Source organism: Thermococcus sp. GR5 (assembly GCF_012027535.1).
GTDB classification, from domain to species: Archaea; Methanobacteriota_B; Thermococci; order Thermococcales; family Thermococcaceae; genus Thermococcus; species Thermococcus onnurineus.
In genome coordinates this window covers 35,293-60,760 of the sequence record NZ_SNUN01000010.1, presented here as the reverse complement: position 1 = coordinate 60,760, position 25,468 = coordinate 35,293, and the positions used below count along the sequence as shown (strand labels likewise).

Sequence of the window (25,468 nt, the reverse complement as noted above, 5' to 3'; positions counted from 1 at the left end):
ATGAAAGAAACCATGATTTATGTCTACGAGAGGCCCCAGCTGAGGGACCCTGTGTTCATCGAGGGTCTCCCTGGGATAGGCCTAGTTGGAAAGCTTGCCGCAGAACACCTGATTCAGGAGCTTGAGGCTGTTAAGTTCGCCGAGCTCTACTCGCCGCATTTCATGCACCAGGTGCTCATCAAGAAGAACTCCGTAGTTGAGTTGATGAAAAACGAGTTCTACTACTGGAAGAACCCCGACGAGAACGGAAGAGACCTGATAATCATCACGGGCGATCAGCAGGTTCCGCCAACGGACAGCCCCGGCCACTTCGAGGTCGTTGGCAAGATGCTCGACTTCGTGAGCGAGTTCGGAGTAAGGGAAATCATCACGATGGGCGGCTACCAGGTGCCGGAGCTCCAGGGAGAGCCAAAGGTTTTAGCGGCAGTAACCCACGAGGAGCTTGTTGAGTACTATAAAGCCAAGCTGGAAGGCTGTCAGGTCGAAGTTGTCTGGAGGGAGGACGAGGGAGGCGCAATAGTTGGTGCCGCCGGACTGCTCCTCGGCATGGGGAAGCTCAGGAGCATGTACGGAATAAGCCTGCTCGGCGAAAGCCTCGGCTACATCGTTGACGCAAAGGCAGCCAAATCGGTCCTCAGCGCGGTAACTAAGATACTCGGCATCGAGCTCGATATGACGGCCCTCGATGAGCGCGCCAAGGAAACCGAGGAGATACTCCGCAAGGTTCAGGAGATGCAGAGAGCGATGCTCGAACAGACCATGCCTCCAACACCGGAGGAAGAGGACAGGGGTTACCTCTGACCCTTTCTTTTCTCATTGCTAAGCTCCGGTGCCTCCAACTTATGGTTAATAATACCGAGTTAAAGAAACACTTTTATGTGGTGCTACCTTTTTTGATTTTGATGACACAACAGGACCAAGAGGGAGGGAGATAAATTGCACATACCCGACGGCCTTTTGAGCACACCTGTTATAGTATTGACATACGCAGTAACTATAGCAGGACTTTTATACTCAATCAAAAAGCTCAGGAACTTCCCGGAAGACAAAATACCTCTCCTCGGCCTTTTTGCGGCTGGAATCTTCGCGGCCCAGATGGTCAACTTCCCGATAATCGGGGGAGTCAGTGGACATCTGCTCGGAGCGACGCTCGTTGCCATACTGCTCGGCCCGTACGCGGCGGTAGTAGTCATGACTGCAGTGTTGCTCATTCAGACATTGCTCTTCGGTGACGGTGGAATAACGGCCATCGGAGCCAACATCCTCAACATGGGACTTATCGGGGCGTTCGTTGGCTACGCCATTTACACCAAGCTGAAGAACATCAATGAGGTTTTCGCCATGGGCTTTGCCGCGTGGCTCTCGGTGCTCCTAGGGGCAACGATGACTGCTATCGAGATAGGCCTCAGCCAGAGCCTGCCCTTCGCCAAGATTCTTACCCTGATGATAAGCTATCATGCTATAATCGGCATCGGTGAGGCCATACTCACTATACTCATCGTCCAGGCCGTTAGGATGAAGCTTCCCGAGATAGAGGGGGTGACCGCATGAGGACGATAGTGAAGGGACTCATCGCCATAGCCGTTATACTGGCCATAGTCCTTCCGCTGGCCTCGAGCAATCCCGATGGTTTAGAGGCCACCATGGAAAAGGTCGGCCTCGAAGAGAATCCCATCTACCACGCCCCCCTCGATTATGGCGAAAGCTGGGCTCAGAGCTTCGCCATGGGGCTCCTTGGGATAACCTTGACCTTCGTGGTTGGCTACGGCTTAGCAAAGCTCGCCAAGGGTGCCTGAAGTGTACCTGCCGTTCATTTTTATTTACGCGATTGGCGTCGTTACCCGAAAAAGCCTGAGTGAGTTAGCTTATTTTGCCCTCCTGTTCCTTGCTGTAGTCATTATGATGAGGCCTAAGAAGAGGATTTTCCTCAACCTCGGATTCCTCCTCGGGTTTGAGGGGCTGCTCTTCATCCTTGCCCTCTTCAATCCTGGAAGACCAATTCTCGATACTCCCATAGGGCCGATAACTCACGAGGGGCTTTATTCATTCTTCCTGCTCCTCGGGAAGGCCTTTCTATCCGCGGGAACCGCCGTAGTTATAACCAGCTCGGTCGGCTTTTCAAGGATACTCGCAGAGATGGAGACCCTGAAGTTCCCGAGGGTACTCATCCTGACGCTCGCGTTCACGTACCGCTACCTCGACCTCTTTGCAGAGGAGGCTGAGAGGATGAAGCGGGCCCTTGATTCTAGGGCCTTTGGAATCGGGAGAAAGGAATACTACCGGAAACTTGGAGCACTCATAGGCGAGATTTTTGTGAGGGCATACCTTAGAAACGGGAGAATTTATAAGGCAATGCTCTCAAGGGGCTTTGGCGAGTTCCCAAGGCTCGAAGAACCACGCCCAAATCCCTCAATCGGACTGCTGATGCTCCTTGCCATCGGGGGTCTGCTGATATGATAGAGCTGAGAAACGTTCACTTCTCGTACGTAGGAAGAGAGGTTCTGAGGGGTGTAAACCTCACCATCAAAGGGGGAGAAATTTTCGGAATTCTCGGACCGAACGGCGCTGGAAAGAGCACGCTTGTTCTTCATCTCAACGGCATACTGAAGCCGAAGAAGGGGGAGGTGATTATAGACGGCCTCGATCCCGCTAAAAACCCCAAGGAGGTTCGAAGGAAGGTTGGCATCGTCTTTCAGGACCCAAACGACCAGCTGTTCTCGCCGACTGTCTTCGAGGACGTTGCCTTCGGCCCCTACAACCTCGGTCTCCGCGGGGAGAAGCTGAGGGAGAGAGTCCTGTGGGCACTGAGACAGGTCGGTATGGAAGACTACGCCAGCAGGGAAACAAAGGAGCTCAGCTTCGGCGAAAAGAAGAGGATAGCAATAGCCACGATCCTTGCGATGGAACCCGAAATCATTGTCTTTGACGAGCCCTTCGCCAACCTTGATTTCAGAGGGAAACGGCTCCTCGGAGAGCTGATGAGGGGAATGAAGGAGGAAGGGAAGACGGTAATCTTGGCCTCCCACGAGGCAGAATATCTGACCCTCTGCGACAGGATAGCCCTGATGGACAGTGGGAAAATAATAACCGTTGGAACGCCTGAGGAGATACTCGGTAATCCCAGGCTCCTTAGAGAGCACAACCTTGAGGTCCCATCCATCGCGGAGCTGTTCCTGAGCTTAGGGCTGAAGGTTCCAAGGAACGTTGAAGAGGCAAGAAAAATACTCGAAGAATGGAGAAGAACTACTCCATAGCCTTCTCCAAAAGCTCCAGGCCAAGGTCGAGGTATTCCCTTGCCTTTTCTTCGCTCTTCGCCTCGCTGAAAACCCTTATTATCGGCTCCGTCCCGCTGGCCCTGACCAATACCCAGCCGTCGTCGAAGAGTATCTTGGTTCCGTCAGTTGTATCGATGGTGTAACCTCCCTCCCTGGCCAACTCAGCCACTTTAGCGACTATCGCCTTCCTGTCGCCTTCGATGTGCCTTTTCGTCTTGAACTGGTAGTATCTGGGGAGTTCATCTATAAGCTCGCTGAACTTCTTACCGCTTTTCGCGAATATCTCCACGATTTTTGCCGCTGTCATGGCCCCGTCCCTGCCGAGGACAAAGTCTGGAAAGATTACGCCGCCGTTCTCCTCGCCACCTATGGTTCCGTCGTGCTCCAACAAAGCCCTCGCCACTATAAGGTCGCCGACCTTCGTGCGCATTACCTTGGCGTTGTTCCTCTTGGCTATGTCATCAAGCAGGTAGGAGGTAGCGACGGTTGTGACAAGCAGCCCGCCGCCGTTTTCTCTGAGAACAGCGTCAGCAACCAGCGCAAAGGTCTTATCGCCCTGAACAAAGTTGCCGTTCTCGTCGATGAAAACGGCTCTGTCGGCATCCCCGTCCTGAGCCACTCCAAAGTCCGCCCCGAGAGCCTTGACAACATTCATAAAGTCCTTAAGGTTTTCCTCGTTGGGCTCAGGATTTCTAGCAGGGAAGTGGCCGTCTGGATGGGCGTTTACGCTGACGACCTTACAGCCTAGTTCCCTGAGCAGGTAGGGTAAAGTGAGCGAGCCGGCACCGTTGGATGTATCGACGACTACGAATGGCCTCCTCTTCCTTATTGCCTCAACGTCCACCCTCGATTTTATGGCGTCGAGATAGGGCCTTATTATGTCCTCCTTCCTTACCTCTCCGATTTCGTCCCACTTAGCTCTGTCGAAGTCCTCGTTGAAGAACAGCTCCTCAACTACCGTCTCCCTCTCCTTCTTCAAGCCCATGCCGTTGGGCTCGAGGAGCTTTATGCCGTTGTATTCAGGTGGGTTGTGGCTTGCAGTTATTGCCGCTCCGCCGTCGGCCTTGAAGTACCTGCAGGCAAACTGTATGGCGGGAGTTGGAGCGACTCCAACATCGATAACGTCACATCCAACGCTGAGGAGACCGCTTATTAAAGCCTCCTCGAGCATCTCACCGCTAACGCGGGTGTCCCTGCCAACAACTACCAGCGGCTTCTCCCTTCCTTCCCTCTTCAGCATCGTTCCGAAGGCCATGCCCATCTTAAGCGCGAACTCTGGGGTTATCTTCTCGTTGGCTATCCCCCTGACGCCGAAGGTTCCAAACATCTTTCTCATTGGATATCCCTCCCTGATTCATGAATTTTATTCGCTTTTTATTCTCCCAAAATCATCATCAAAGCGGACTATATCATCTTCACCAAGGTATTCTCCTATCTGCGTTTCAATGACCTCAAGGACGACCTTTCCGGGGTTCTCAAGCCTGTGAACTACGCCCGCGGGAATGAAAGTGCTCTCCCCCGGTCTGAGGAGTATCTCCTCACCGTCAATGAAAACCTTGGCCGTTCCCCTCACCACGACCCAGTGCTCGCTCCTGTGATAGTGCATCTGCAGGGAAAGCTTTTTGCCGGGCAGAACTGTCAGACGCTTTATCTTGTAGCGCTCGCCCTCCTCGAGGATGGTGTAGCTTCCCCAGGGGCGATAAGCGGTTCTATGAACAAAGACCCTCTCATCACCCTTCTCCTTGAGCCTTTTGTAAACCTCCTTGACTTTCTGACTATCACCGCGATGGGCGACGAGGAGGGCATCGCCAGTGTCAATGATTATCAAATCCTCGACACCAACTGTAGCGGTCAAACGCTCCGTCATTATGAGGTTGTTCCTCGAATCGATGCCGACGTGATAGCCCTTCTTTCCCCGTATCTTCACAGCGTTGCCGTTTTCGTCTTTCTCGAGAACCTCGTAGATAGCGTCGAAGCTGCCGAGATCATTCCAGTAGACGTTGAGAGGGACGACGGCGGCTTTATCAGTTTTCTCCATTATCCCGTAGTCAACGGAGATATCCTGAACCCGTTCGTAGGCTTCCCGGATAGTCGCAGCCTCTTCAAAAGCAGAGTAGATTTCGGGAGCTAGCCTCTTCACTTCATCAATGAAGAGCTCAGTATCGAACATAAACATGCCGCTGTTCCAGTAATAGCCTTCCTCAACGTAGCGTTTGGCAGTCTCCAAATCCGGCTTCTCCTTGAACTCAGCAACGCGGTAGCCACCTTCAAGCCGTTCCCCTGGCTTTATGTAGCCATAGCCGGTGTGCGGCCTCGTTGGTTTTATTCCGAAGGTTACGAGGTAATCATGAGCAAGCCTCTCAGCATTCCTGAAGGCTTTCTCGTAGTTCTTATCCGCTTCTATCAGGTGATCCGACGGGAGGACCGCCACAATGGAGTCTCCGAAGATTTCTTCGATTCTCATTATTCCCCAGTAAATGGCAGGGAGAGTGTTCTTTCCTACGGGTTCAAGGAGGAGGTTCTCTTCTGGGAGCTCCAGACCGAGCTCTCTTAAATCGTCAAGAATACGAAACTTGTACTTCTCATTAGTCACGATGAATATTTCGTTTGGTTTTGAGAACATCAACGCCCTCTGAATCGTTTTCTGAAAGAGGGAATAGTCATCAAACATCCTTATGAACTGCTTTGGCATCAGCTCCCTGCTCAGGGGCCAGAGGCGAGTTCCCTTACCACCGGCAAGAATCAGAGTCTTCATTTGGCACCACCTTAGTTTAGCTCTGAATCCTTTTAGCATCCAAAGTTTTTAACTTTAAGGGGAAAGAAGGAAAACTCAGCGAAGGGCGAATTCCCCGATGAAGGCGGAACTGGAAATCGTGTCACCAATGCCAACCGTGCTCTTGGGCTTGGTGACTATCTTGGTCGGGACAAATGCAAGCTGATAGTCGTCGACTTTAGCAATGCCATCCTCCGTGCCATACTCCCTAACGAGAGCCCCCTCGACGGCTCTGACCTTCTCGTTAACTGGAACGTCCATGGCCTTAACCACGTCGTCTATGTCTCTAACGTCACCAAGTTTAGCCCTGGCTGCGGCGGCTAGGGCCGCAAAGAGCAGGGCATCGCGCACATGGGTTCCATCGTAGGCAGTCAAAGCCAAGTAATAGCCGTAAGTGTGGAAGTGTATCCTCTCAACGCCGGTCTTCTTCGCCAGCTTGAGCATGGCCTCCGTAACAGCTATCGGATCAACTGGGTCGTTTGCAAGAAGCTTCTCTGCTATGGCTTTCTCGCCAAGAACCTCCATTATCGAGGCCAGCTCGACCTCATTCAGGCCAACGCTCGTGAACTTGCCCAGAATCTCGACGAGCCTCCTTCTGGCGGTCTCGTCTGGCGTGAAGGCGAACTCCAGGTGAACGGGAATTCCCCTCTCGCCAAGCACCTCAAGGTGCCTCTCAAGCTCTTCAAAGGGTTCTTTGTAGTTCTCCTTCGTCAAAGCTTGGAGTCCGCTTATTATCGCCAGCTCGGCCTTTCCAGCTATCTCCTCAAAAGCTTCCCTAAACTCAGGCCTTATGTAGACGTTTGGATTGTAGTCATCAGCGGATCCTATGAAGCGGTTCTCCCTAGGGGCCTCGAAGTCGAAAACCCTGAATCCGCGCGGGAACTCATAGATGTAGTGGATAAGGTTCTCCTCGTCGCCGGCGAACTCTCTGGGGTGGAGGAGCTTGAGCTTTCCATCCTCGAGCTTCGGCACGTAAATCGGTCCGTCCTTGAACAGGTTCGCCTGGAGCTTTGATATCTGCGGAACGTGCGCTATAACTGGAACGCCGTAAACACCACCGAGGAGGTTGGCCATTATTCCGACCTGGCCGCCCATCCTGAGCTCGTTCCAGCCCCAGTTCTTCATGTAGAGCCTGACCGTGCAGCTCTCGACGAAGAGCTCGGCGGCCTTTCCCCTCCGAATGCTCCAGAGGATTCCACCGAGAAGGTGATGAACCTTCGTTATCCTTCCGGGAAGCTCCTCAGAAAAGCGGAAAACCTCTTCCTTTCCAACCTTCTCCACCCTTCCCTCAAGATCTTCCGAATCGAGGTACTTTATCGCGTCGATGTTGGTATTGTACGCAAGAAGAACGCCGCCGACTTTTCCGATTTTATCCTTGATGTGCCGAAAAGCCGATGAGTAGAGATCGTCCCACATCATATGTATCACCGGGAGTGATGTAACTCCTGAAAGTTAATAAGGGTTGCGGTGGATGTTAAAAAATCAATGGATGAAAATTGGGAAGAGGCTCAGGTCTTCCACTTCGGGTTGTCGATGATCTTGACTTCCCCGTCTTCCTCAATCACAAGCTTTGAGAAGCCCTTCTCCTTTATTGAGCCGTAGTCATGGCCGGCATCGGCCGGATATATCGCCAGGAATATAAATGGCTCATCCCCAGTGTTCACTGTTCTGTGGGCCCAGTATGGTGGGACGTAGACGACCGTTCCAGGCTCCATTGGGACCCACTTGGCATTTCCTTCAGGTGTCTGGAGGAGCATTCCTCCCTTACCTTTGATGGCGTAGTATATCTCCGCCCTGTCGGCCTTGGCATGGTAGTGACCCTTCGTGAAGAAGAATTCCTTTCCAACCTTGCCAGGATAGAGAACCGTGGTCGCGAAGTTGAGATCACCGTCCTTCTCCTCCTGCTCTATTGCATAGACTTCATAAACAACAGGATCTTCCCTGAGGAGCTCGTTGTATGCCTCTTCATCGATGAAGTATCCCTTGAGGTCACTGAGTCTTCTCACAAGCTTCTTGGCGCCGGGGATAACGCCGGTTTCAAGGTCAATCTTAACACCAATCGGAGCTTTGTACTCCATTTTGATCACCGCTCTAAAGTCGTTCCAGGCCTATTTAATCTTTCGCTTCTATATCACTGTGGGTGTTATATAAAGGCCCTAAGCAGATAGGCCACACCTATGGCTATCGCCCAGTAGCCGGTGTTCCAGCGGAGCACCTTCCAGCCATCGAGCGGAGGAACCGGAAGGAGATTGAAGAAGGCCAGCCAGAGGTTCACGCTCGCGGTTGTCCTGAGAACCCACCACAGCGTTGTGAGCGGCGTAACCGCCCTCATCATGATTATGGCCACTATGCCTACCACTATGTTCGTCAACGGGCCGACGAGGCTTATCTTTCCATGTGCCTCCTTATCCTCCCAGTACTGATAAGGCGCGTAGATATAAACCGCCCCCAGGGCTGCAAATATCCACACTCCTCCCGTTAAGAGCTTCGTAAGTATGCCAAGGAGAAGGGCCATCACTATTCCAGTGTCCCACCGCTTATAGTAGGCAACGTAACCGTAGCGCCTGGCCATGCTTCTATGAGCGAGTTCGTGGAATATAAAGGCCGTCAGAACCGCCACTACAACGTAGGGGATGTTATAGGGGTCAAAGTTGGAAAATAGCAAGACAAGGACAAGGAAAGAGATGGCTAGGTCTTCCAGCTCCCTTCGGTGGAAACGCTCCCCAAGGGAGAGATTCATTTACTTTTCACCTCAATCTTCTTGCCGATAACGAGCTCGGCAGCTTTCACTGCAGCACCGCCGCTACCAACGGCTATCCTCACCTGATCCTCTGGAACATAGACAACTATCTTGTCGTCGAGTTCCTCTATCTCCAAGATCTTAACGTTGAGCATCTTCTCCAGCCTGTCCTTCATGGTGAATCCCCAAGAATGCTCGGCGGTTCCAAATATAAAAGTAACGAAATCAGTCGAAGTCCCAGATGGTCCTTCCCTTGTAGAACATCATCACATAGCCGCAGTTCTTGCAGATGACTATCTTGACCTTATGGGCAGTAAAGCCCCACTTGCTGTCGAGCTTTCCTTCCTCAACTTTGAAATCTGTCCCTCCGCAGAGGGGACATTTAAGGTGCCTGTGTTCCATGTCGATCACTGGTAGTAGCTCCAACTTGAAGATATAAATGCTTTTTCCTTTGCAGAGTTTAGCAAGTGTTCAATGCCAGGTTTGTGGCCGAGGCCAACTACCGCCACAACCTTCGGCTTCTTAACGCCTTGAGCCTTCAGGAAGTTGACGATTGAGATTAGGTTTCTCGCCATGACCTCGTTGCGCTCTTCCACAAGAACGCGGTAGAGATAGGGGTAACGCAACCTGAACTGTATCATCATAACTTTGTAGTCTGCCATAACATCGGGAGAGCTCCCAGAGACCCCAACAGGCAAAAAGACGCTCAAAGCCTCAAGCGCCATCAGGAGCTTCTCGCGCGATGGGGTCGCGGCTATCTTCGCTAAGATGACGTTGATGTCCTCGTCGATGAGGTATAACGGGACGCCGAGGGTTTGGGCAGCACTTATAGCTGCCTTCATTTCCTCTCCCGGCTTCATGCCGAACTCTTCCCCAAGCCTCTCCTCGACCTTAGCCAGAACGTAGTTTATAAGCCCTTTCTTTCCATAGCGGAGGGATTCCTCCAGCGTTAGCTCTCTGTTCTGCTTCATAGCCAGGAAACGTGCCCTGTCGAGCTCTATCGCAACTGCGTGAGGTTTCTCAGAAAGGATGGTACTTATTACCTCTTCTCTACTCTTTGGGGAGACATGCATGGTTCCGATAAGCTTGACGTAGCGCAGGTAGCTCATTGCCAATCCTCCAGAAGGTTTCTCATCTCCCAGCGTCCGGATTTGAAAGTCAGAACGTCGAAGTCCTTAGGGATAACAAAGGGGACATCGCACAATTCTCTGGCCTTTGCCATGTATTCGTCATAAGTATAACGGAACGCTCTGTGGAACAACGCCAAAAGTTTAACCTTGGCCTTTTTGGCTATCTCACAGGCCTCCCCAACGGTGGTGTGGTAACTGTCCCCTCTATCCTCCGGCCTCAGATAGGTCGCCTCGTGGATGAGCAGGTCAGCGTTCTCGGCGAAGAGCCTCGTCCTCTCGCACGGCTCGGTATCGCCGGTGTAAACCACCTTAACACCCTTCCTCCTCGGTCCGGTCACGTCCTCCAGGCGGATTATTCGACCGTTCCACTCGATTTGACCCCGCTTCTCAAGCTTCCCCAGAATTGGCCCCTCGCTCAGGCCGTATTCTGCGAGCTTCTCGGGGAGGAACTTCCCACGCTTATCCTTTTCCTTGAAGACATAGCCCAGAGCAGGAATTCCGTGCTCAACTTTGAAGCTCCAGATTTCGTAATCACCAAACTTGAGCCTTACCTCACCTATCTCATGGACGTGTATATCAAAGCCTGGCCTGAAGAAGCCGCTGTTGAGAAAATTCTGGATGAACCGGAAGGTGTACTTGGGTCCGTAGATGTGGAGAGGCTTTTCCCTGTTCCAAAGGTTCATGGTCTGGATTAGCGCGGCCAAGCCGAGGTAGTGGTCGCCGTGGAAGTGCGTGATGAATATCTTCTCGACTTTCATGGGGCTGAGCTTGGCAGTGCTCATCTGCCTCATCGTGCCTTCTCCAACATCGAAGAGGATAATCTCACCTTTGTAGCGGAGCGCTATGGCCGGGACGTTCCTCTCGCGGTTAGGCATTATACCGCCGGTGCCAAGGAATATCACTTCAAGCATGGTCTAATGTTCCATTCTGGGATTAAAAACCTAAGCATGCCAAAGCGTTAAATACCTGAGAGTGTTAATCCGTATGAGGTGTTTGGGAATGGAAGAAATTCTGAAGGCTATCGAGGAGAAGGACTGCAAAAAGGTGGCAAGCCTTCTCTACTACAAGGTCGATGAGCTCTCGGACGAGGAGCTAAAAGAGGTTCTCGAAAGGGCCGAGAAGCTGGCCCTCGAGTGTAAGGATCCGGAACTGTACAAGCTCATCGTTTACTACTTCCATGCACTCCTCGACGTGGACAAGATACACGAGTTCGAAAATCTGGCGGAGGAGATGGATACCTTCGAGGCAAAGTTCAACCTGGCCGACCTCTACTACCTCATCGGAGAGCTGGAGAAGAGCCTCGACCTCTACCGCGCTCTTCTCGAGGAGGAAACCGCGAAGGGCAACAGGGAGAACGTGGCGAAGGTGTACTACAACATGGCCCTCATTCACGAAGAGATACAGGAGTACGAGAAGGCCCTCGAACTGCTGGAGAAAGCCAAGGAGGTCTACGAAGAGCTAGGAAAGGAGGAGGAAGTCCTCCACGTCGAGGTCTACAGGGCATACGTCATATTCGAAGCCGGCGAGCCTTACAGGGCCAAGGCTCTGCTGGCTAAAGTTATTCCCAAGGCCGTGAACAACAGCAGACTGCTGGCAGAGATACACCTTGCCTTCGAGGAGATATTCGAGGAAGACGAGAACTACGAGGCGGCACTGCAGGAGTGCCTCTACGCGGCGATGAGCGCCAAAGGAACTGAGTACCAAGACGTCGCCTTTGACTCGCTCATAGACGTCATCTGGCAGCTCATGCTTGACGACGAGTTCGAGATGGTATACCTTCACATGGATATGTTCGCCAACGCAATGCCCGAGCTGGCGGACTTCTTCGAGGCCATAAAGGCAATAGCCCTCTACAAGGACGGCAAGATTGAGGCGGAGGAAGCCAGCAAAGTCATCGAGAAAGTCAAAGACAGAAGGCTACTTGACTTACTTGAATTCCTCGGAGAAGCCGAGATGTGAAAGGGAAACGATCACTGGAATTCCCCTTATTTCTTCCACCTCAACTTTTACGCCATAGACCTCTTCGAAAAGCTCTGGCTTGAGGATTTTCCTCCCACCGTCGGCTATTATTTCTCCATTCTTCATGAAGACGAAGCGCTCGGCGAAGCGAAGGGCTAAGTTGACGTCGTGCATAACGACTATAGAAGTTCCTCCCGAGAGCGCGAAATCCCGGGCTATCTCCATCACCTCGAGCTGGCTCTTCAGGTCGAGGTTGTTGGTGGGCTCGTCCATCATGAGGATTCTCGGCTCCTGGGCTAACGCTCTCGCTATACTGACCTTCTGCAGCTCACCGCCGCTCAGTCTGTTGGTCGGCTTCAGGGCGAGGTGAGATATACCGAGCTTTTCGAGGGTTTTCCTAACAACCTCAATATCCCTCTTCGAGGGCCGCAGCCCCATGTAAGGCCTCCTGCCGAGGAGAACCGTGTCAAAGACAGTCATAAAGCCAGGTTCACATCTCTGGGGAACATATGCTAAAACCCTGGCGAGCTCGTTTCTGGGATAGCTCTCGATGGGTCTCTCCAGAACCTCAACACCCTCACAGTGAAGGATTCCTGCGATGCATCTCAGGAGCGTGCTCTTTCCAGCGCCGTTCGGTCCGAGGATTACTATGAACTCGCCCTCCTCGACCTCGAGGTCTATTCCCCTCAGCACCTCGGAGCCGTTGTAGGTGAAGCGCAGGTTTCTGACTTTTACTGCCTTCATCGCCGCCCCTCCATCCTTATGAGGAGGTATATGAATGTCGGCGCACCGAGGAAGGAGGTTACAACGCCAACGGGCAGGATCATCGGTGAGAAAGCCAGCCTCGCAACTGTATCCGCCGCGAGGAGGAGCAGAGCCCCGGTTAGAGCAGAAAGGGGAATGAGGAAGCGGTAGTCACCGCCGACGATAAGCCTGATTGCGTGGGGAGCTATTAAGCCGACGAAGCCTATTACCCCAACGAAGGCCACGCTGATTGCCGTTATCAGTGCAGCCAAAAACGTCGAGATAAGTCTGACCCTCTCGACCTCTACACCGACCGACTTTGCAACATCATCTCCCATCGCCGAGGCGTTAAGGTCCCAGCGCTTGATAACGAAGTATAGGAAAACCGGAATGAAAACGGCAAACATTATTCCGTCTTCCCTCCACGTCGCCCTGCCAAGATCGCCGAAGCTCCAGTAGACCATTGAAGCCAGCTGGAGCTCGTCGGCGAAGTATTGGACGAGTGTCGTTAGGGCCACAAAGAGGGAGCTCATTGCCACCCCGGCAAGAATTATGGCCTCGGGACTGATGCCTTTGAGTTTGGCGAGGGCAAGGATAACCGCGGTAGCACTTACCGCCCCGAGAAAGGCGAAGATAACCACCGCGTATGGATTGCTGAGCGAAATCCTGCCCGAGCTTTCCGCGTAGCCCGCTCCGAGGAGTATCGCCAGGGAGGCGCCAAACATCGCCCCGTGTGAAACGCCTATCGTGAACGGAGTGGCGAGAGGGTTCCGGAGGAAGCCCTGCATGACCGCTCCGGCTATGGCCAGAGAAGCCCCCACAAGAATAGCAGCAACGATTCTCGGCAGGCGGATGTTCCAGACGACGAGATGGGCGCTCCCGCTCCCACCACCGAGAAGAGCATTCATAACCTCTCCAATCGTGAGGCTGTAGGCACCATGGGCGAGGGAGTACAGGCTAACCAGGACGAGAATAAGAAAGAGGGAAAGGCCAACGAGCAGCTTTTTGGCGACGTAACCCTCGTAGTCCATGGCCATCACGGTGAAGTAGGCAGTGAGTACTTAACGGTTCCGTTGGCGAGGTCGATCTTTCCGAAACCGCCGAACTGCTCGGCCATGACGCTGTAGACGGGCTTCCCGAGGAGGAAGGTGTATATCTCGTCGGCCTTCTCGACGGGGTCTATGTCTTCAAAGCGCTCTGGATAGAGGACTTTTCCGATGAAGTAGGCGTCCGCTAAAGCGGTTCCGATGTTAGTGGTGTAGAAGTTGTACGGGAGGATTCCGTAGACGTTGCCCTCTCTGACGGCCTTGAGGGAGTTGTAGAAGTCCGGGTCTTTCTGGTAGTCATCGAGGACGAGCTTAAGGCCGCCCTCATCGATGAAGATGTAGTCCGGGTTCCACTCAAGGAGCTGCTCCTTATCAATGAACTTGTGCCCGTCACCGAGCTCATCAGCGACGTTCTTGGCGTGAACAACCACAAAAGGTGGATATTTGGCCTCGGTGCTCTCTATGCCGTGTGCTCCCTTGTAGCCTATTCCACCGACGTAAACAGCTGGACTCTCAACGTTCTCGGTGCGCTTCATGAGGTCGTCCTGGATGGATTTGACAAAGTTTATAACCTCCTCCGCGCGCTTCTCCTTTCCGAGGATTTTACCTGCCAGCTCGAGGGACTTAAAGAGCTCCTCGTCGTCGAAGGTAGCCAACTGGCCGTAGCTGAGGACTACAACTGGGACGCCTGTCTTCTCTTGGATGTCGTCAGCGGTCTTGGCGTCAACGTAGGTGATGAATATCACGTCCGGTTTGAGCTTAACCAGTGCTTCCAAATCGGGAAGCTTTCCGGGGCCACCTGGCCCTATGGTGGGCAGCTCCTTGAGCTCGGGATGGGCTATTATGTAGGGCCTGCCGTAGTTGTAGCGCTTCTCGAAGTCCTCGACTCCAATCACCATGCCGCTAGCGTTGAGATAGACCATCAGCCTCAAAGCTCCGGGTCCAGCGGCTACAACCTTGGTGACCTGAGCCGGAACCTCAACGGTTCTTCCGAGCAGATCCGTCACAGTTACGTAAGCCGAACTGGCCTCTGTGGTTGCAGTATTGGTTGGATTTTCCGTCGTGCCTATGCACCCGCTTACAGAGACAACCAGCAGAACGAGAAGTAGAGCCAGAGCCTTCCTCATTTCAGCACCCCCTAAAGCTGTTGACATCGACTATGCCTCTGCCGATGATGGCGTGATACTTCTCATTAGCGCATCTCATGCAGAGAGGCTCCTCGTTGATGTAAACGATCCTCGTGGACATGACCAGCTCGCCACAGCGGGAGCAGCGGACGCTCTCAACTATCGGCGCCTGCTCGATTGGCGGAACCTTGACGCGCTCGATTTTGAACTCTTCTTTTGGCAGGTAAAGCATGGTCTTAGCAATCGATTCCCAGAGCCCCCAGAGGCGCTTCCGCTCTTCAGGGGTTCCTTTCCGTTCCTTAACGACCTTATTAAAGAGCTCGGTTGTGCCCGGAGGGTAGTACTTCCTCAGCTTCTCAGCATCGGTGTAGACCCTAACGCCCTCCCATGTGGAGCGTTTGACGAGAGTCAGGGCTGTCTTGCCGAGATCGATGTATATCATGGAGTTATTTCCCAGCGTGCAGCCTGTAGCTACCTGGACGCCGTCAGTAAAGCAGCTGTTGACCTCGACTATGGCAAGAATGGACTCATCGACGCTTCCAGAATAGTCAAGCCTTCCGACACCTAGTTCCTCCATTGCTATCAGTGAAGCCCTTATTCCGAGGGCTAGGTATGGACAAACATGGCCATGGAACTCGCGGGCGTATTCAAGGATTTTCTCCGCGTCCCTCTCCTCCACGAGACGGTTGAGCGCGAGCATGGTATCACCAATAACAGTAAAAGTAACACGCTTTTAATCATTTTTGAACCCAGGTGTTATCAACCCTTGGTTGCGGCAGGTTTTTAATGAATGAGTTTTCATGAATTAGTGGTGATACCATGAGGATAGCCGTGCCGATAAAGGACAATAGCGGCCTTGAGAGCGAGGTTTGCGAGCACTTCGGAAGGGCCAGATACTTCGTTTTCATCGACGTCGAGGATGGGAAAGTTAAAGGATCGGAGGTTATAGAGGTACCCTTTAAGGAGCATGAGCCTGGCGACCTGCCCGCCTTTATTAAGGAGCACGGGGGAGAAGTCGTCCTTGCCTACGGCATGGGGAGGAGGGCCATCGCCTACTTCAACACCATGGGAATAGAGGCCATCACAGGCGCAAGCGGAAGGGTGAAAGACCTCGTGGAGGCCTTACTGAAGGGAGCACTGAAGGTGGACCCCGAGTGGAGGAGCAAAGGCGATTTCGGACGGCACGAGTTCTGAACTTTCAGTTGCGGTAAGGTTTATATATGAAATTTTTTTCATATATTTTGGTGGTGATATGAAGCTGAACGTGAAGGACTTCGCCCCAAGCTGGTTCGCGAGCGTCATGGGCACAGGAGCTTTGGTACTGGTGAGCAAAGCTTACTCCTCAAAGCTCACAATCCTTGAAAGTTTCGCCGAGTTCCTCGTTTATCTCAACACCGTCCTCTTCTTCGTTCTGCTGATTCCGTGGGTTCTCAGATGGATCAAATACCGAGAGAACGCTCTGGCGGATCTACACCATCCAGTCCTCGGCAACTTCTACGGAACGATAGCCATAGCGATGCTCGTGCTCTCGGCCGATTACCTCACGGTCTTCGGGAATACAAGTGTGGCGTGGGCCTTCTGGCTCGCCGGGACACCGCTGACGATATTCTTCGCCCTGATGATTCCATACCTTGTTTTCACGAGCGAAGGAGTAGATACCAAGGCCATAACACCCGCCTGGTTCATTCCGCCGGTGGGGCTGATAGTCATTCCGATAAGCGGGGCGAAGCTCATGACACTCGCTTCTGGAACTGCGAGAGAGGTTATGGCCTTCATCAACTACTTCGCCTGGGGCGCTGGGTTCTTCCTGTATTTAGCACTCTTTGCCATCGTGATGTACAGACTCATAACCCACGAGCCGATGCCCTGCGGCATAGCGCCTTCGATATGGATAAACCTCGGTCCGATAGGAGCTGGAACCTCAACCCTCTACGCCCTCGTTAAAGCTTCCGACTTCATAACCGTCAAGGAACCGCTCTTAGCTTTCGGCTTGTTCTTCTGGGGCTTCGGCGTCTGGTGGTTCGTCATGGCAGTCCTGCTGACCACCCACTACATCAGAAAGCTCAACCTGCCATACAGCCTGGCCTGGTGGGCCTTTATATTCCCCTTTGGAGCCTACGTAAGTGCCACATACAACGTTGGGACGACGTTCGGAATAGGTTCAATCGTTAACTTTGGCTTCGCCCTGTACTGGCTGCTCCTAGCGATGTGGCTGGTGACGGGAGTTAAAACTATCGTGCACGTACTTTCCGGCCCCAAAACAAGAGGCAAGGTATGAGTAGTTTCCTCCCAAGTTCAGAAACATGGAGAACCAAAGTGGCGCTCTCACTTTCCCTGTTTCACCCTTTTCGCCGAGGTGCTCAGAGGCTCCACTCCTTCTGGAAGCCGTCAATCCATTGGCGTTCCTTTTCCTCTGGGCATACTACGGTGATGGCGTTCTCCTCGTGAGAGAGGTCTGGGATGAGGTGGGGAAGGGTCACCTCAAGTTCATGCTCCTCGGGGCTGTTTACGGTACAGGTGAGCCAAGGCCATCCTTGGGATAGTGACCTTTGCATACCTTCTCAAGAAGAGAAAGGAAAAAGGCCCAAGCACAGCCCGAAGGCAAGGAAAGCGCTTAACTCTTGCATACCACATCGTCGTCATCACAGCGGTTCACCTCGAGTTGCACTGTGACGTGGGTTACTCCATACTTCTCCAGAATCTTTTCGACCTCATCAATGATACGCTGAGCCTCGCTTAGGGACATGTCATTCACATCAACGTGGCACTCAAAGTGGGTTTCATTTTCTCCAATGCGCCATGCGTGGAAGTGGTGAGCATTTTTAACGCCGGGAATTGACTCGAGTTCTGCCTTTATTGCATCGAAGTCGAGCTCGGGCGATGCCTCCATGAGAACATCAACGCTTTCTTTCAGTATATCGTAGCCCTCGCGGAGGATGTAGAGGGAAATGAACACAGTGACAAGTGGGTCTATCCAGACGAGGTCGTAGTATCTTATGGCCAGACCGCCGGCCACCACAGCCACCGAAGACAGCGTGTCGCTCACAAGATGAAGGTAAGCGGAGCGAACGTTGATGCTCTCGTGGGCGTGCTCGTGGAGGAGGAGAACGGAGAGAAGGTTAGCCAGAAGTCCAATAACCGCCACCACAAGCATGAGCCCTGTGTCTATTGGATTGGGATTCCTGAAGCGCTTATAGGCCTCCACGAGCAGGAAGAGGGCAACGCCGACGAGGACGGCAGAGTTGACAAAGGTGACGAGTATCTCGGCCCTCTTATAGCCGAAAGTGTACTTTTCGTTCTTTTCACGCTCACCGATTCTTATCGCTATGTAGCTCGCCAGAAGGCTCATAGTGTCGCTGAAGTTGTGGAGCGAGTCGCTCAGGAGAGCTAAACTTCCGGAAAGAATTCCACCTATGACCTCGGCTATCGTAATGACAAAGTTCAGGATTATAGAGAAGACCATACGGGATTTCATGGCCCTGTGGGAGTGTTTGTGTCCCATTTCTCTCCCTGAGAGGGGTCTAATTGGAGACTTAAAAGCCTTTTGAGGCCAGAATTGGGAAGTTTTAATCCCGGATAGGGGAAGACATAAACATAGGGTTAAAAACTTAACCCTTTTTAAGGATAGCACTGAAAAAGTTGGTGGTGATACAATGCACGAATGGGCTCTGGCTGATGGAATAGTTAGAACCGCCCTCGACTACGCTCAAAGAGAAGGTGCAAAAAAGCTTCTGGCAATTCAAGTAGTCCTCGGAGAGCTCCAGGATGTTAACGCCGAGATAGTCGAGTTTGCCATGAAGGAGCTTCTCAAGGGCACCATCGGGGAGGGTGCGGAGATAGAGTTCGTCGAGGAGGAGGCAGTTTTCAAGTGTCGCGACTGCGGTCACGAGTGGAAGCTCAAGGAAGTGAAGGGAAGCTTCGATGATCGCATCAAAGAGGACATCCACTTCATCCCCGAGGTAGTTCACGCCTTCTTGGCATGTCCAAAGTGTGGCAGCAGGGACTTCGAAGTCGTACAGGGTAGGGGGGTCTACATAAGCGGGATAAAAATCGAGAAGGAGGGGGAGGCATGATAGCCATAGACCCTCGCGTCAAGGGCATAGAGGCTCGCCTTGAAAATGTGAAGCGCATCATTCCCGTCGTCAGCGGCAAGGGCGGCGTTGGAAAGTCGCTGGTTTCAACAACGCTCGCCCTTGTTCTGGCGGAGAAGGGCTATAAGGTCGGCCTCCTTGACATCGACTTCCACGGCGCGAGCGACCACGTAATCCTCGGCTTCGAGCCGGAGGACTTCCCTGAGGAGGACAGAGGCGTCGTCCCGCCGACGGTTCACGGAATAAAGTTCATGAGCATCGTCTACTACTCGGAGGATAAACCAACACCCATGAGGGGCATGGAGATAAGCGATGCGCTCATTGAGCTCCTCACTATAACCCGCTGGGACGAGCTGGACTACCTCGTCATCGACATGCCTCCCGGTCTCGGTGACCAGTTCCTAGATGTCCTTCGCTTCCTTAAGAGGGGCGAGTTCCTGGTTGTGGCAACACCTTCAAAGCTCTCCCTCAACATCGTCAGAAAGCTTCTTACCCTCCTGAAGGAGAGGGACTACAAGATTCTCGGTATCGTCGAGAACATGAAACTTCATTCGGAGCAACGAAACAACGAGAAGGGCATAGAGGCTCTTGCAGAGGAGTTCGGCGTGCCCTATCTGGCTGGTATCCCGCTCTACGACGACCTCGAGGAGAAGATAGGAAAGCCCGAGGAGCTCCTCAGGACGGAGTTTGCAGAGAGGATAAGGGAAGTTGCGGGGAAGCTCTGATCCTTCTTTATTTTGGGGTGAAACTATGGAGCTTGAAGAACTCTTTCAGAACGCTAAACGTATCGTTATCTGCGGCATAGGGAACGAACTTAGGGGGGACGACGCCTTTGGTGTCCTTGTGGCGGAGATGCTGGCGGAGTTCGTCAAAAGCCCGAACGTCTTAGTCATCAACTGCGGTGAAGTGCCTGAGAGCTACACCGGAAAGATAGTGGATTTCAAGCCTGATCTGGTTATCTTCGTCGATGCCGTTGACTTCGGCGGGGAGCACGGAGAGCTCGTAGTCGCCGATCCAGAGGGAACACTCGGTGAGGCGGTTTCGACACACAGTCTGCCCCTAAAATTCTTAGTCCAGTACCTCAAAACGAAGGTAAACGCAAAGTTCGTCCTCATAGGCTGCCAGCCACGCTCGCTCGGCCTTTTCGAGGAGCCAAGTGGGGTGATAAGAGAGAGGGCTGAGATGCTGGCACAGGCGATTGCAGATTCGCTTAATGGGGGCGAATGAATGGACTGAAACATCCATTGCAGGTCTTCTCTCACTCTTAGCCTTCTTTCTGGATCTCGGGACAGAGGAGAGCCGATACGAGACCCTAAAAGATCTGTTTCTTGGCATCAGCTTCCTCGCATGGTACTGGGGAGGGTTCATTGTCGGACTGGTGTTCGTTGCAGCTGCCGGAATAATCTACCTGCCCAAGGCAAAGAAGTGGCGGATTAGAAGGAGGTATAGGTAAGCTTCCGTAAATCCTCTTTCCTGTTCACGTTGAAGAAGCTCTTGCGCCACCTCTCTGGGAGCTCCTCTATCGGCAGGTAGCAAGTGTCGACTCTCTCTATGGCTTTCCTTATCATGTAGTCTCCGCTCTTAATCTGTTCCTCAAGGATTTTTCTGAATCTCTCAGAGTAAGCCGCGTGGAGGGGTTCTATGTATCCATTACTCCAGCGCGGAACGCAGACTGCTTTCCCACTTTTCCTGAATTCACGAATTATGTAATCAACGAATTCTGGGACTATCAGGGGCATATCGCCAGCCACCACGAAGGCATCATCGAGGCTCAATGCAGTGTAGATGCCGCCTATGGGGCCGACCATCAGCTCGTCAACGATGACCTCGTAGCCGAACTTTTTCAGACGTTCTGCATTCTCGGGAGAGGCCACAAGGACGATCCCATCTATTTCTTTGGTGGCTTCAAGGGCTTCGACGGCGTAAAGAACAAGCGGCTTCCCGTCTATCCTGAAGAGCAGCTTATTGCCGCCGAAGCGTCTGCCCCTCCCCCCGGCCAAAACTGCTCCTATCATTGCTCCTCCCTTTTCTCCTCATCAACTGGGATGTACTCGATGGTGCTTATGTACTTCACGTACTCTATAGTCTTCTTCGGATTTAGCATCTCTCTTAGCAGGTTCTGGAAGTAGTTGTCCCTGTCGTAGGCAATCTCGTGGGCCTTGGCAACGTCGAGGAAGGACGAGTGGAAGTTCTCCGCCTCTTCCCTCGTGTAGAGCTCAAAGGCTATAAAGTGGCCGTATTCCTCCTCAACGGGCTCCTTGATGTTTTCTATAAAGTCCGCCACCCGGTTGATCTTGACCGGGTCGTAGGGTTCATCGATTATAACCAGCACATCAATCTCATCAAGCCCTCCCTTTAGGTGTGCCCCATAGAAGACCACGGAGAGCAGGTTGTCGCCGTAGAATTCCCTTATCCGCTGAAGGAGACTCTGCTTTGCCGCCTCAATGCTCATTCCAACACCTCCAAAAATTGAGAGGTTAGAGGAGTTTTAATCTTGACGCATACTCCAGGGCGGTCTGGATGTAAAGCTTGTAGTCCATCGTCTGGATCGCGGCAGGTTCGATGTAGTGCTGGAGTATTACCGGCGCGGCAAGACCTATCACAACAACCGCAGCCGCCAGCAGGAGCACCACGAATGCCATGCTCTTAGATTCTCCCACTGCCACTTCTCTGGATGGCTTGCCGAGCCATATCTTGTAGAGGACGCGCATGTAGGCAACGAGTGCAGTTACTGAGCTGACAACGATAACCATCGCCAAGGCTAAGCTCTTCTCCATCAGCGCATCAAAGAGGAGCAGCTTGCTGAAGAACACGTTGAACGGTGGGATTCCAACGAGGCTGAGGGTTGCTATTGCGAGTCCGAGAGTTGCTATTGGCATCTGTCTGCCCAAACCAGCCATATCATTGATGTCCCTTGAACCGATGGCGTGGATGAACATGCCCGCAGCAAGGAAGAGTAATGCTTTAGCAATTGCGTGGTTGATAATGTGGAATAATGCCGCCTGAAGTCCGAGTTGAGTGCCAAGCCCAACCGCCATGAAGAGATAGCCCATGTGCATTATCGTGGAGTAAGCTATGAGCTTCTTGACATCCCTCTGGGCGTTCATCATGAGTGCACCGAAAAGTGCCGAAACCGCACCGAGAGCTATGACTACTGTCCCCAAGGTTCCAACGATTTTTGCTAGACCCGGTGTGAGTTCACCACCGTAAACAGTGTAGAGGAATCTAATCAGAGCGTAAACTCCAACATTTACTACGAGACCACTCAAGACTGCCGAGATTGGACTTGGTGCCGCTGGGTGAGCTTCTGGAAGCCAGAAGTGGTTCGGAACAATTGCTGCCTTTATGAGGAAAGCCCACGTAGCTAAAGCCAAAGCAACACCAGAAGCAATTACAATATTACCAACTGGTGAACCTGTTACTGGAAAACTCAAACCATGAACCTTTGCACTCAAATCAGCAAGATTAACCGTACCAAAAGCCCCGTAGAGAATTCCAAGCGCTAAGAAGTACATTGTAGTACCAATTGCACCTATGAATGCATACTTCAATGCAGCATGAACTGCGTCCTTCCTTCCCCTGTAGAAAGCTACGAGGGCGTATGCTGCGATGCTGGTGACTTCTATCATGACGAAGAGGTTGAAGGCATCACCAGTTAGTAAAACACCTATTAGTCCAGCTTCCAAGCCTAAATAGAGTGTATAGTACCACTCCAGACCCTCCTCGTGCTCTAGGTAGCGGTAGCTGTAAATCGCAATGAGGAACATCAGCGCGGCGGTGAGGAGAGTTATAAGTGCCCCAGTTCTGTCAACCTCATAAATTATGCCAATTGGAGCAGTCCAGCCGCCAAAAGTATATATCAGCGGCTTTTCAGATGAGTACACTAGTTCGAAAAGCTTGAGCGCACTGATTAAGGTTAAACCCGTGCCGAGCAGTGCATAGGCTTGGATTATCTTCCTGTTGCCCTTAACTATGATCGAAGTCAGGGGGAGTGCAAAGGCAAAGATGACCGGAATCACAGGAGTTAGTCCAACCACGTCCATGCCTCTCACCTCACTCCAGTATTCTCTTTGCAAATCTCTCAAAGTCCGCCGAGATTTCTCCCTTAGCCGTCTCAGGGTCCAGAGTCGTCACGTCAATCCAGTTTACGTAAAAGTACTTGTCGTCCATGTCCACCACGACCGTTCCAGGGGTGTTGGTTATCGAGTTCGCCACGAGGGTCTTAGCGTAGCTCGTCTCGACACCAATAGGTACCTTCACTATTCCGGGGTTGTAGTTGCCGGTGATAATCCTGATTATGACGTCTATGTGGGACTTCGTCTCTGCCACGAGCATATACCAGAGGAAGTAAATGACTCCCCACAGCCACCTCACTGGATTCATGGCCTTGGCATCATTCTGGACAACGTATCTCCCCATCAGCAACCCCACTCCTATTGCCACAACTGCTCCAGTGAACATGTCGTAGGGGCTGCTTGAACCAGAGAAGATTATGTACGTGATGAACGCGAGCAGGGCCGTTGGAATGACCCCCCTCATTCCTCACCACCCCTCTTCGCCATCTCCCTCACGTCAAGCGTGCCGTAGAGGCGGTAGAGCTGTATCGCTAGCACCGCGAGGAGCATGTTCACCGCCATTCCTATGACGACGGCGGTAATCACTAGTGCCTGCGGAAGTGGATCAACGGCAGAGCTCACGAACCCTTCCAACGCTTCCTTTGAGAGCGATGGTAGTATCGGTGGGGCGATTGGATAGGTGAGGCGGTAGCCTATGAGAACGACCATGACGTTGACGGCATCGCCTAGTATCGTGAGAGATATGATTTTCTTCAGCATGTTCGGCCTAGCGATTATGCCATACAGCGATACCGCCAACGTGAGCAGTAAGATGGCCCAGAGGTAAGCCCACAGGAACTCTGAAGTGCTCATTTCTTCACCCCCAGGATTTTCTTGAACTTCTCCTCTGGGATGCTCAGAAGGAGGAACACCGCCGTGAATCCAACGCCAACAGCCAGGAACTCGAAGAAGTTGTAGTAGATTAGGGAACCACCGATAAGCTGACTCTCAATCTCAGCCGGGAATATTGGCTGGTTCTGCATGATGAAGCCACCGCTGAGGAGGGGAACCAGAGCAACCAGGGCTATGCCAAGCAGTCCGATGGAACGAAGGATTAAAGCTCTGGTTTTGTCCAGGCCGTGGCCTTCCAGAGTGTATTTTGAGTATGCCGCTATTATGAGGAGCGGTGCCACAGCCAATGCCGAACCGCCCTGGAAGCCTCCTCCAGGCGTTAAGTGACCGTGCAGGGCTATTGAAGCTGAAACGGCAAGAATCATGACGACGATAACTTTAGTAACGTCCTTCACTATTGGCGTCAGCTCGGTTGGAGTGCTTTCAGCCTTCTTGACTTCTTTCGCCTGCTCCTTGGTGAGCCTGAAGACGGTCAGGCTGCCTATTATTGCGAGGAAGAACACTGCAGTCTCGAAGAGCGTGTCAATGCCACGGTAGTCCCAGAGGATTGAGGTAACAACTTCAGGGCTCCTGGCAGAGTAATCCCCGAAATAGCTGTTTTCAAGGTAAAACTCGCCAAGGGGCCTAACTCCAGTACCCTCACCGAAGACCTGGAGTGAGATAACAGCGTAAGTCATGAGCGCGGCGAAGGTCAGGATTATAACCGCCGTGATGAGGCTTTTGCCCCTCATTCACACCACCTCATACCTCTCGGTCTTGCTGATGGCGAATATCAGCAGGGCGGAGTATATTCCCACGGCTATCGCTATGTAGGTGAGAACTATGTCCGGCGCCATTAGGATGTAGAAGGCTATTGCGTAGGCTATTGCCTGGACGGATGAAAAGCCCACTGCTTTAAGCAGATCCCTCTCCATCACCGCTAGATAGCTGGCTATGAATCCCAGGATGAGGGCAAGGCTGAGGATGAGCAGATGAACTTCAATCACTCTTCCTCACCTCCCAGAGGTGATCCACTTTGGGCTCCCACTCCACGAGCTTGGCCCTGTGAGCGGCATAGGCCAAAGCGTGGCTTCCAGCTGGGGAGGCAAGGAGGACTATTATGCCGGTGATGAAGCTCGCTCCCGCTATGGCATACCTGTGGGGTAGGAAGTCCGCACCAAGGGCAAGCAGGGCAACGCCGAAGAGCGGAACCGCTGCACCGCCGATGATGCCCACGGTCGCGGCGTGCAGCCTAACGTAGAAGTTAGGGAAGCGGAGTAATCCTAACGCTCCGAAGAAATCGCAGAGGGCGCCTATGACTATCAGAAGCGCTCCTATGTAGAATAAAACGCTCATGCTCCCACCTCCTTGCTCACTAGGTGCTTGGCGATGTAGATATCCAGCAGATAGCCCCACAGTGCCAAAATCATCGCCCCGCTCACTAAGTAAACGCTCTTGAAGTAAACCGCAAGGATGGCCATGAACGCTGCCACATCGAAGGAGAGACAGTCAACGGCGAGGATTATATCCGCTATCGTTGGACCCTTGAAGGCTCTGACGGCATAGATGATGAAAGCCAGCAGATAAACAGGTATCACAAACTTCATCAGTAGGAAGAACTGAGACTCAAGGCTCAT

General features: G+C 52.5%; 36 protein-coding genes. 13 read left to right on the top strand and 23 right to left on the bottom strand.

Annotated features, from left to right (window positions below; genetic code table 11):
* From E3E33_RS10020 to E3E33_RS10000, 5 genes are all read left to right on the top strand, one after another.
* A complete protein-coding gene (locus tag E3E33_RS10020; RefSeq protein ID WP_012571197.1) occupies nt 1-801 on the top strand; it encodes a proteasome assembly chaperone family protein in 801 nt (266 codons plus the stop codon).
* A gap of 135 nt (nt 802-936) precedes the next feature.
* Entirely contained in the window at nt 937-1,551 is a 615-nt protein-coding gene (locus E3E33_RS10015; protein WP_167712166.1) for an energy-coupling factor ABC transporter permease, read from the top strand.
* Nucleotides 1,548-1,796: a PDGLE domain-containing protein gene (locus tag E3E33_RS10010; protein ID WP_167712167.1), complete on the top strand. Its 249-nt coding sequence runs from the start codon at nt 1,548-1,550 to the stop codon at nt 1,794-1,796. The genes E3E33_RS10015 and E3E33_RS10010 overlap by 4 nt, the downstream gene beginning before the upstream one ends.
* A 1-nt stretch (nt 1,797) precedes the next feature.
* A complete protein-coding gene (locus E3E33_RS10005) occupies nt 1,798-2,457 on the top strand; it encodes a CbiQ family ECF transporter T component (protein ID WP_167712168.1) in 660 nt (219 codons plus the stop codon).
* The gene (locus E3E33_RS10000) at nt 2,454-3,254 is read left to right on the top strand and encodes an energy-coupling factor ABC transporter ATP-binding protein (protein WP_167712169.1); all 801 of its coding nucleotides are present in this window, start codon (nt 2,454-2,456) and stop codon (nt 3,252-3,254) included. The genes E3E33_RS10005 and E3E33_RS10000 overlap by 4 nt, the downstream gene beginning before the upstream one ends.
* On the opposite strand, the gene glmM is transcribed toward E3E33_RS10000, so the two are convergent.
* The 9 genes from glmM to E3E33_RS09955 all read right to left on the bottom strand — a co-directional run bounded on the left by glmM (nt 3,244) and on the right by E3E33_RS09955 (nt 10,829).
* Nucleotides 3,244-4,611, bottom strand: a complete 1,368-nt coding sequence (gene glmM, locus E3E33_RS09995) for a phosphoglucosamine mutase (RefSeq protein WP_167712170.1) — start codon at nt 4,609-4,611, stop codon at nt 3,244-3,246. The genes E3E33_RS10000 and glmM overlap by 11 nt on opposite strands.
* Before the next feature lie 27 nt (nt 4,612-4,638).
* A complete protein-coding gene (locus tag E3E33_RS09990; RefSeq protein WP_167731684.1) occupies nt 4,639-6,030 on the bottom strand; it encodes a mannose-1-phosphate guanylyltransferase/mannose-6-phosphate isomerase in 1,392 nt (463 codons plus the stop codon).
* Nucleotides 6,031-6,105: 75 nt separating this feature from the next.
* A complete protein-coding gene (locus tag E3E33_RS09985; protein ID WP_167712154.1) occupies nt 6,106-7,467 on the bottom strand; it encodes an ADP-specific glucokinase in 1,362 nt (453 codons plus the stop codon).
* An 89-nt stretch (nt 7,468-7,556) separates the two neighbouring features.
* On the bottom strand, nt 7,557-8,126 hold the full coding sequence (gene pgiA / locus E3E33_RS09980) for a glucose-6-phosphate isomerase (RefSeq protein WP_167712148.1): 570 nt from the start codon (nt 8,124-8,126) through the stop codon (nt 7,557-7,559).
* Nucleotides 8,127-8,191: 65 nt separating this feature from the next.
* Complete coding sequence (locus E3E33_RS09975; RefSeq protein WP_167712149.1) at nt 8,192-8,788, bottom strand: site-2 protease family protein; 597 nt, start codon at nt 8,786-8,788, stop codon at nt 8,192-8,194.
* Nucleotides 8,785-8,964 (bottom strand): KH domain-containing protein, encoded by a 180-nt coding sequence (locus E3E33_RS09970; RefSeq protein ID WP_012571207.1) that lies wholly within the window; start codon nt 8,962-8,964, stop codon nt 8,785-8,787. The genes E3E33_RS09975 and E3E33_RS09970 overlap by 4 nt, the downstream gene beginning before the upstream one ends.
* A gap of 49 nt (nt 8,965-9,013) precedes the next feature.
* Nucleotides 9,014-9,190, bottom strand: a complete 177-nt coding sequence (locus E3E33_RS09965) for a zinc ribbon domain-containing protein (RefSeq protein ID WP_238516413.1) — start codon at nt 9,188-9,190, stop codon at nt 9,014-9,016.
* A gap of 5 nt (nt 9,191-9,195) precedes the next feature.
* Complete coding sequence (locus E3E33_RS09960) at nt 9,196-9,897, bottom strand: TraB domain-containing protein (RefSeq protein ID WP_167712150.1); 702 nt, start codon at nt 9,895-9,897, stop codon at nt 9,196-9,198.
* Nucleotides 9,894-10,829, bottom strand: coding sequence for a ribonuclease Z (locus E3E33_RS09955; RefSeq protein WP_167712151.1), 936 nt, complete (start codon nt 10,827-10,829; stop codon nt 9,894-9,896). The genes E3E33_RS09960 and E3E33_RS09955 overlap by 4 nt, the downstream gene beginning before the upstream one ends.
* An 88-nt stretch (nt 10,830-10,917) precedes the next feature.
* On the opposite strand from E3E33_RS09955, the gene E3E33_RS09950 reads away from it, so the two are divergent.
* Nucleotides 10,918-11,877 carry a tetratricopeptide repeat protein gene (locus E3E33_RS09950; protein ID WP_167712152.1) on the top strand — a complete coding sequence of 320 codons (960 nt, stop codon included), beginning with the start codon at nt 10,918-10,920 and terminating at the stop codon, nt 11,875-11,877.
* On the opposite strand, the gene E3E33_RS09945 is transcribed toward E3E33_RS09950, so the two are convergent.
* The 4 genes from E3E33_RS09945 to E3E33_RS09930 are packed head-to-tail and all read right to left on the bottom strand — an operon-like array spanning nt 11,845 to nt 15,494.
* The gene (locus tag E3E33_RS09945; RefSeq protein WP_012571212.1) at nt 11,845-12,621 is read right to left on the bottom strand and encodes an ABC transporter ATP-binding protein; all 777 of its coding nucleotides are present in this window, start codon (nt 12,619-12,621) and stop codon (nt 11,845-11,847) included. The two genes, E3E33_RS09950 and E3E33_RS09945, sit on opposite strands and share 33 nt — an antisense overlap.
* Nucleotides 12,618-13,652, bottom strand: coding sequence for an iron ABC transporter permease (locus E3E33_RS09940; RefSeq protein ID WP_167712155.1), 1,035 nt, complete (start codon nt 13,650-13,652; stop codon nt 12,618-12,620). Before E3E33_RS09940 ends, E3E33_RS09945 begins: the two co-directional genes overlap by 4 nt.
* Nucleotides 13,653-13,657: 5 nt before the next feature.
* Nucleotides 13,658-14,794, bottom strand: a complete 1,137-nt coding sequence (locus E3E33_RS09935; RefSeq protein ID WP_167712153.1) for an iron ABC transporter substrate-binding protein — start codon at nt 14,792-14,794, stop codon at nt 13,658-13,660.
* 1 nt (nt 14,795) lies between these two features.
* Entirely contained in the window at nt 14,796-15,494 is a 699-nt protein-coding gene (locus E3E33_RS09930; protein WP_167731683.1) for an FmdE family protein, read from the bottom strand.
* Nucleotides 15,495-15,613: 119 nt separating this feature from the next.
* Between E3E33_RS09930 and E3E33_RS09925 the strand changes: the two genes are divergently transcribed.
* From E3E33_RS09925 to E3E33_RS09915, 3 genes are all read left to right on the top strand, one after another.
* Nucleotides 15,614-15,988 (top strand): NifB/NifX family molybdenum-iron cluster-binding protein, encoded by a 375-nt coding sequence (locus tag E3E33_RS09925; RefSeq protein ID WP_167712156.1) that lies wholly within the window; start codon nt 15,614-15,616, stop codon nt 15,986-15,988.
* 58 nt (nt 15,989-16,046) lie between these two features.
* Nucleotides 16,047-17,072, top strand: a complete 1,026-nt coding sequence (tdt, locus tag E3E33_RS09920; protein WP_167712157.1) for a tellurite-resistance/dicarboxylate transporter — start codon at nt 16,047-16,049, stop codon at nt 17,070-17,072.
* 118 nt (nt 17,073-17,190) lie between these two features.
* Nucleotides 17,191-17,337, top strand: a complete 147-nt coding sequence (locus E3E33_RS09915) for a hypothetical protein (RefSeq protein ID WP_167731682.1) — start codon at nt 17,191-17,193, stop codon at nt 17,335-17,337.
* Nucleotides 17,338-17,408: 71 nt separating this feature from the next.
* Here E3E33_RS09915 and E3E33_RS09910 read toward each other — a convergent pair whose 3' ends face one another.
* A complete protein-coding gene (locus tag E3E33_RS09910) occupies nt 17,409-18,296 on the bottom strand; it encodes a cation diffusion facilitator family transporter (protein WP_206203324.1) in 888 nt (295 codons plus the stop codon).
* Nucleotides 18,297-18,447: 151 nt separating this feature from the next.
* On the opposite strand from E3E33_RS09910, the gene hypA reads away from it, so the two are divergent.
* Genes hypA through E3E33_RS09890 form a run of 4 tightly spaced genes read left to right on the top strand, consistent with a single transcriptional unit; the run spans nt 18,448 to nt 20,338 of the window.
* On the top strand, nt 18,448-18,867 hold the full coding sequence (hypA, locus tag E3E33_RS09905; RefSeq protein WP_167712158.1) for a hydrogenase nickel incorporation protein HypA: 420 nt from the start codon (nt 18,448-18,450) through the stop codon (nt 18,865-18,867).
* Nucleotides 18,864-19,610 (top strand): Mrp/NBP35 family ATP-binding protein, encoded by a 747-nt coding sequence (locus E3E33_RS09900; RefSeq protein WP_167712159.1) that lies wholly within the window; start codon nt 18,864-18,866, stop codon nt 19,608-19,610. The genes hypA and E3E33_RS09900 overlap by 4 nt, the downstream gene beginning before the upstream one ends.
* A 25-nt stretch (nt 19,611-19,635) precedes the next feature.
* Nucleotides 19,636-20,112 (top strand): hydrogenase 3 maturation endopeptidase HyCI, encoded by a 477-nt coding sequence (locus tag E3E33_RS09895; RefSeq protein ID WP_167712160.1) that lies wholly within the window; start codon nt 19,636-19,638, stop codon nt 20,110-20,112.
* Nucleotides 20,099-20,338, top strand: coding sequence for a hypothetical protein (locus tag E3E33_RS09890; protein WP_167712161.1), 240 nt, complete (start codon nt 20,099-20,101; stop codon nt 20,336-20,338). The genes E3E33_RS09895 and E3E33_RS09890 overlap by 14 nt, the downstream gene beginning before the upstream one ends.
* Here the strand turns inward: E3E33_RS09890 and mobA are convergent.
* Genes mobA through E3E33_RS09845 form a run of 9 tightly spaced genes read right to left on the bottom strand, consistent with a single transcriptional unit; the run spans nt 20,319 to nt 25,468 of the window.
* Nucleotides 20,319-20,900, bottom strand: a complete 582-nt coding sequence (mobA, locus tag E3E33_RS09885) for a molybdenum cofactor guanylyltransferase MobA (protein WP_012571222.1) — start codon at nt 20,898-20,900, stop codon at nt 20,319-20,321. The genes E3E33_RS09890 and mobA overlap by 20 nt on opposite strands.
* Nucleotides 20,897-21,337, bottom strand: a complete 441-nt coding sequence (locus E3E33_RS09880) for a nucleotidyltransferase (RefSeq protein WP_012571223.1) — start codon at nt 21,335-21,337, stop codon at nt 20,897-20,899. Before E3E33_RS09880 ends, mobA begins: the two co-directional genes overlap by 4 nt.
* Nucleotides 21,338-21,362: 25 nt before the next feature.
* The gene (locus tag E3E33_RS09875; protein WP_167712162.1) at nt 21,363-22,928 is read right to left on the bottom strand and encodes a proton-conducting transporter membrane subunit; all 1,566 of its coding nucleotides are present in this window, start codon (nt 22,926-22,928) and stop codon (nt 21,363-21,365) included.
* A 10-nt stretch (nt 22,929-22,938) separates the two neighbouring features.
* Nucleotides 22,939-23,424, bottom strand: a complete 486-nt coding sequence (locus E3E33_RS09870) for a Na+/H+ antiporter subunit E (protein WP_012571225.1) — start codon at nt 23,422-23,424, stop codon at nt 22,939-22,941.
* On the bottom strand, nt 23,421-23,813 hold the full coding sequence (locus E3E33_RS09865; protein WP_167712163.1) for a sodium:proton antiporter: 393 nt from the start codon (nt 23,811-23,813) through the stop codon (nt 23,421-23,423). The genes E3E33_RS09870 and E3E33_RS09865 overlap by 4 nt, the downstream gene beginning before the upstream one ends.
* Nucleotides 23,810-24,583, bottom strand: a complete 774-nt coding sequence (locus E3E33_RS09860) for an MnhB domain-containing protein (protein WP_167731681.1) — start codon at nt 24,581-24,583, stop codon at nt 23,810-23,812. The genes E3E33_RS09865 and E3E33_RS09860 overlap by 4 nt, the downstream gene beginning before the upstream one ends.
* A complete protein-coding gene (locus tag E3E33_RS09855; RefSeq protein ID WP_012571228.1) occupies nt 24,584-24,838 on the bottom strand; it encodes a hydrogenase subunit MbhD domain-containing protein in 255 nt (84 codons plus the stop codon).
* Nucleotides 24,831-25,187: a monovalent cation/H(+) antiporter subunit G gene (gene mnhG, locus E3E33_RS09850; protein WP_167712008.1), complete on the bottom strand. Its 357-nt coding sequence runs from the start codon at nt 25,185-25,187 to the stop codon at nt 24,831-24,833. The genes E3E33_RS09855 and mnhG overlap by 8 nt, the downstream gene beginning before the upstream one ends.
* Nucleotides 25,184-25,468: a monovalent cation/H+ antiporter complex subunit F gene (locus tag E3E33_RS09845; RefSeq protein WP_012571230.1), complete on the bottom strand. Its 285-nt coding sequence runs from the start codon at nt 25,466-25,468 to the stop codon at nt 25,184-25,186. The genes mnhG and E3E33_RS09845 overlap by 4 nt, the downstream gene beginning before the upstream one ends.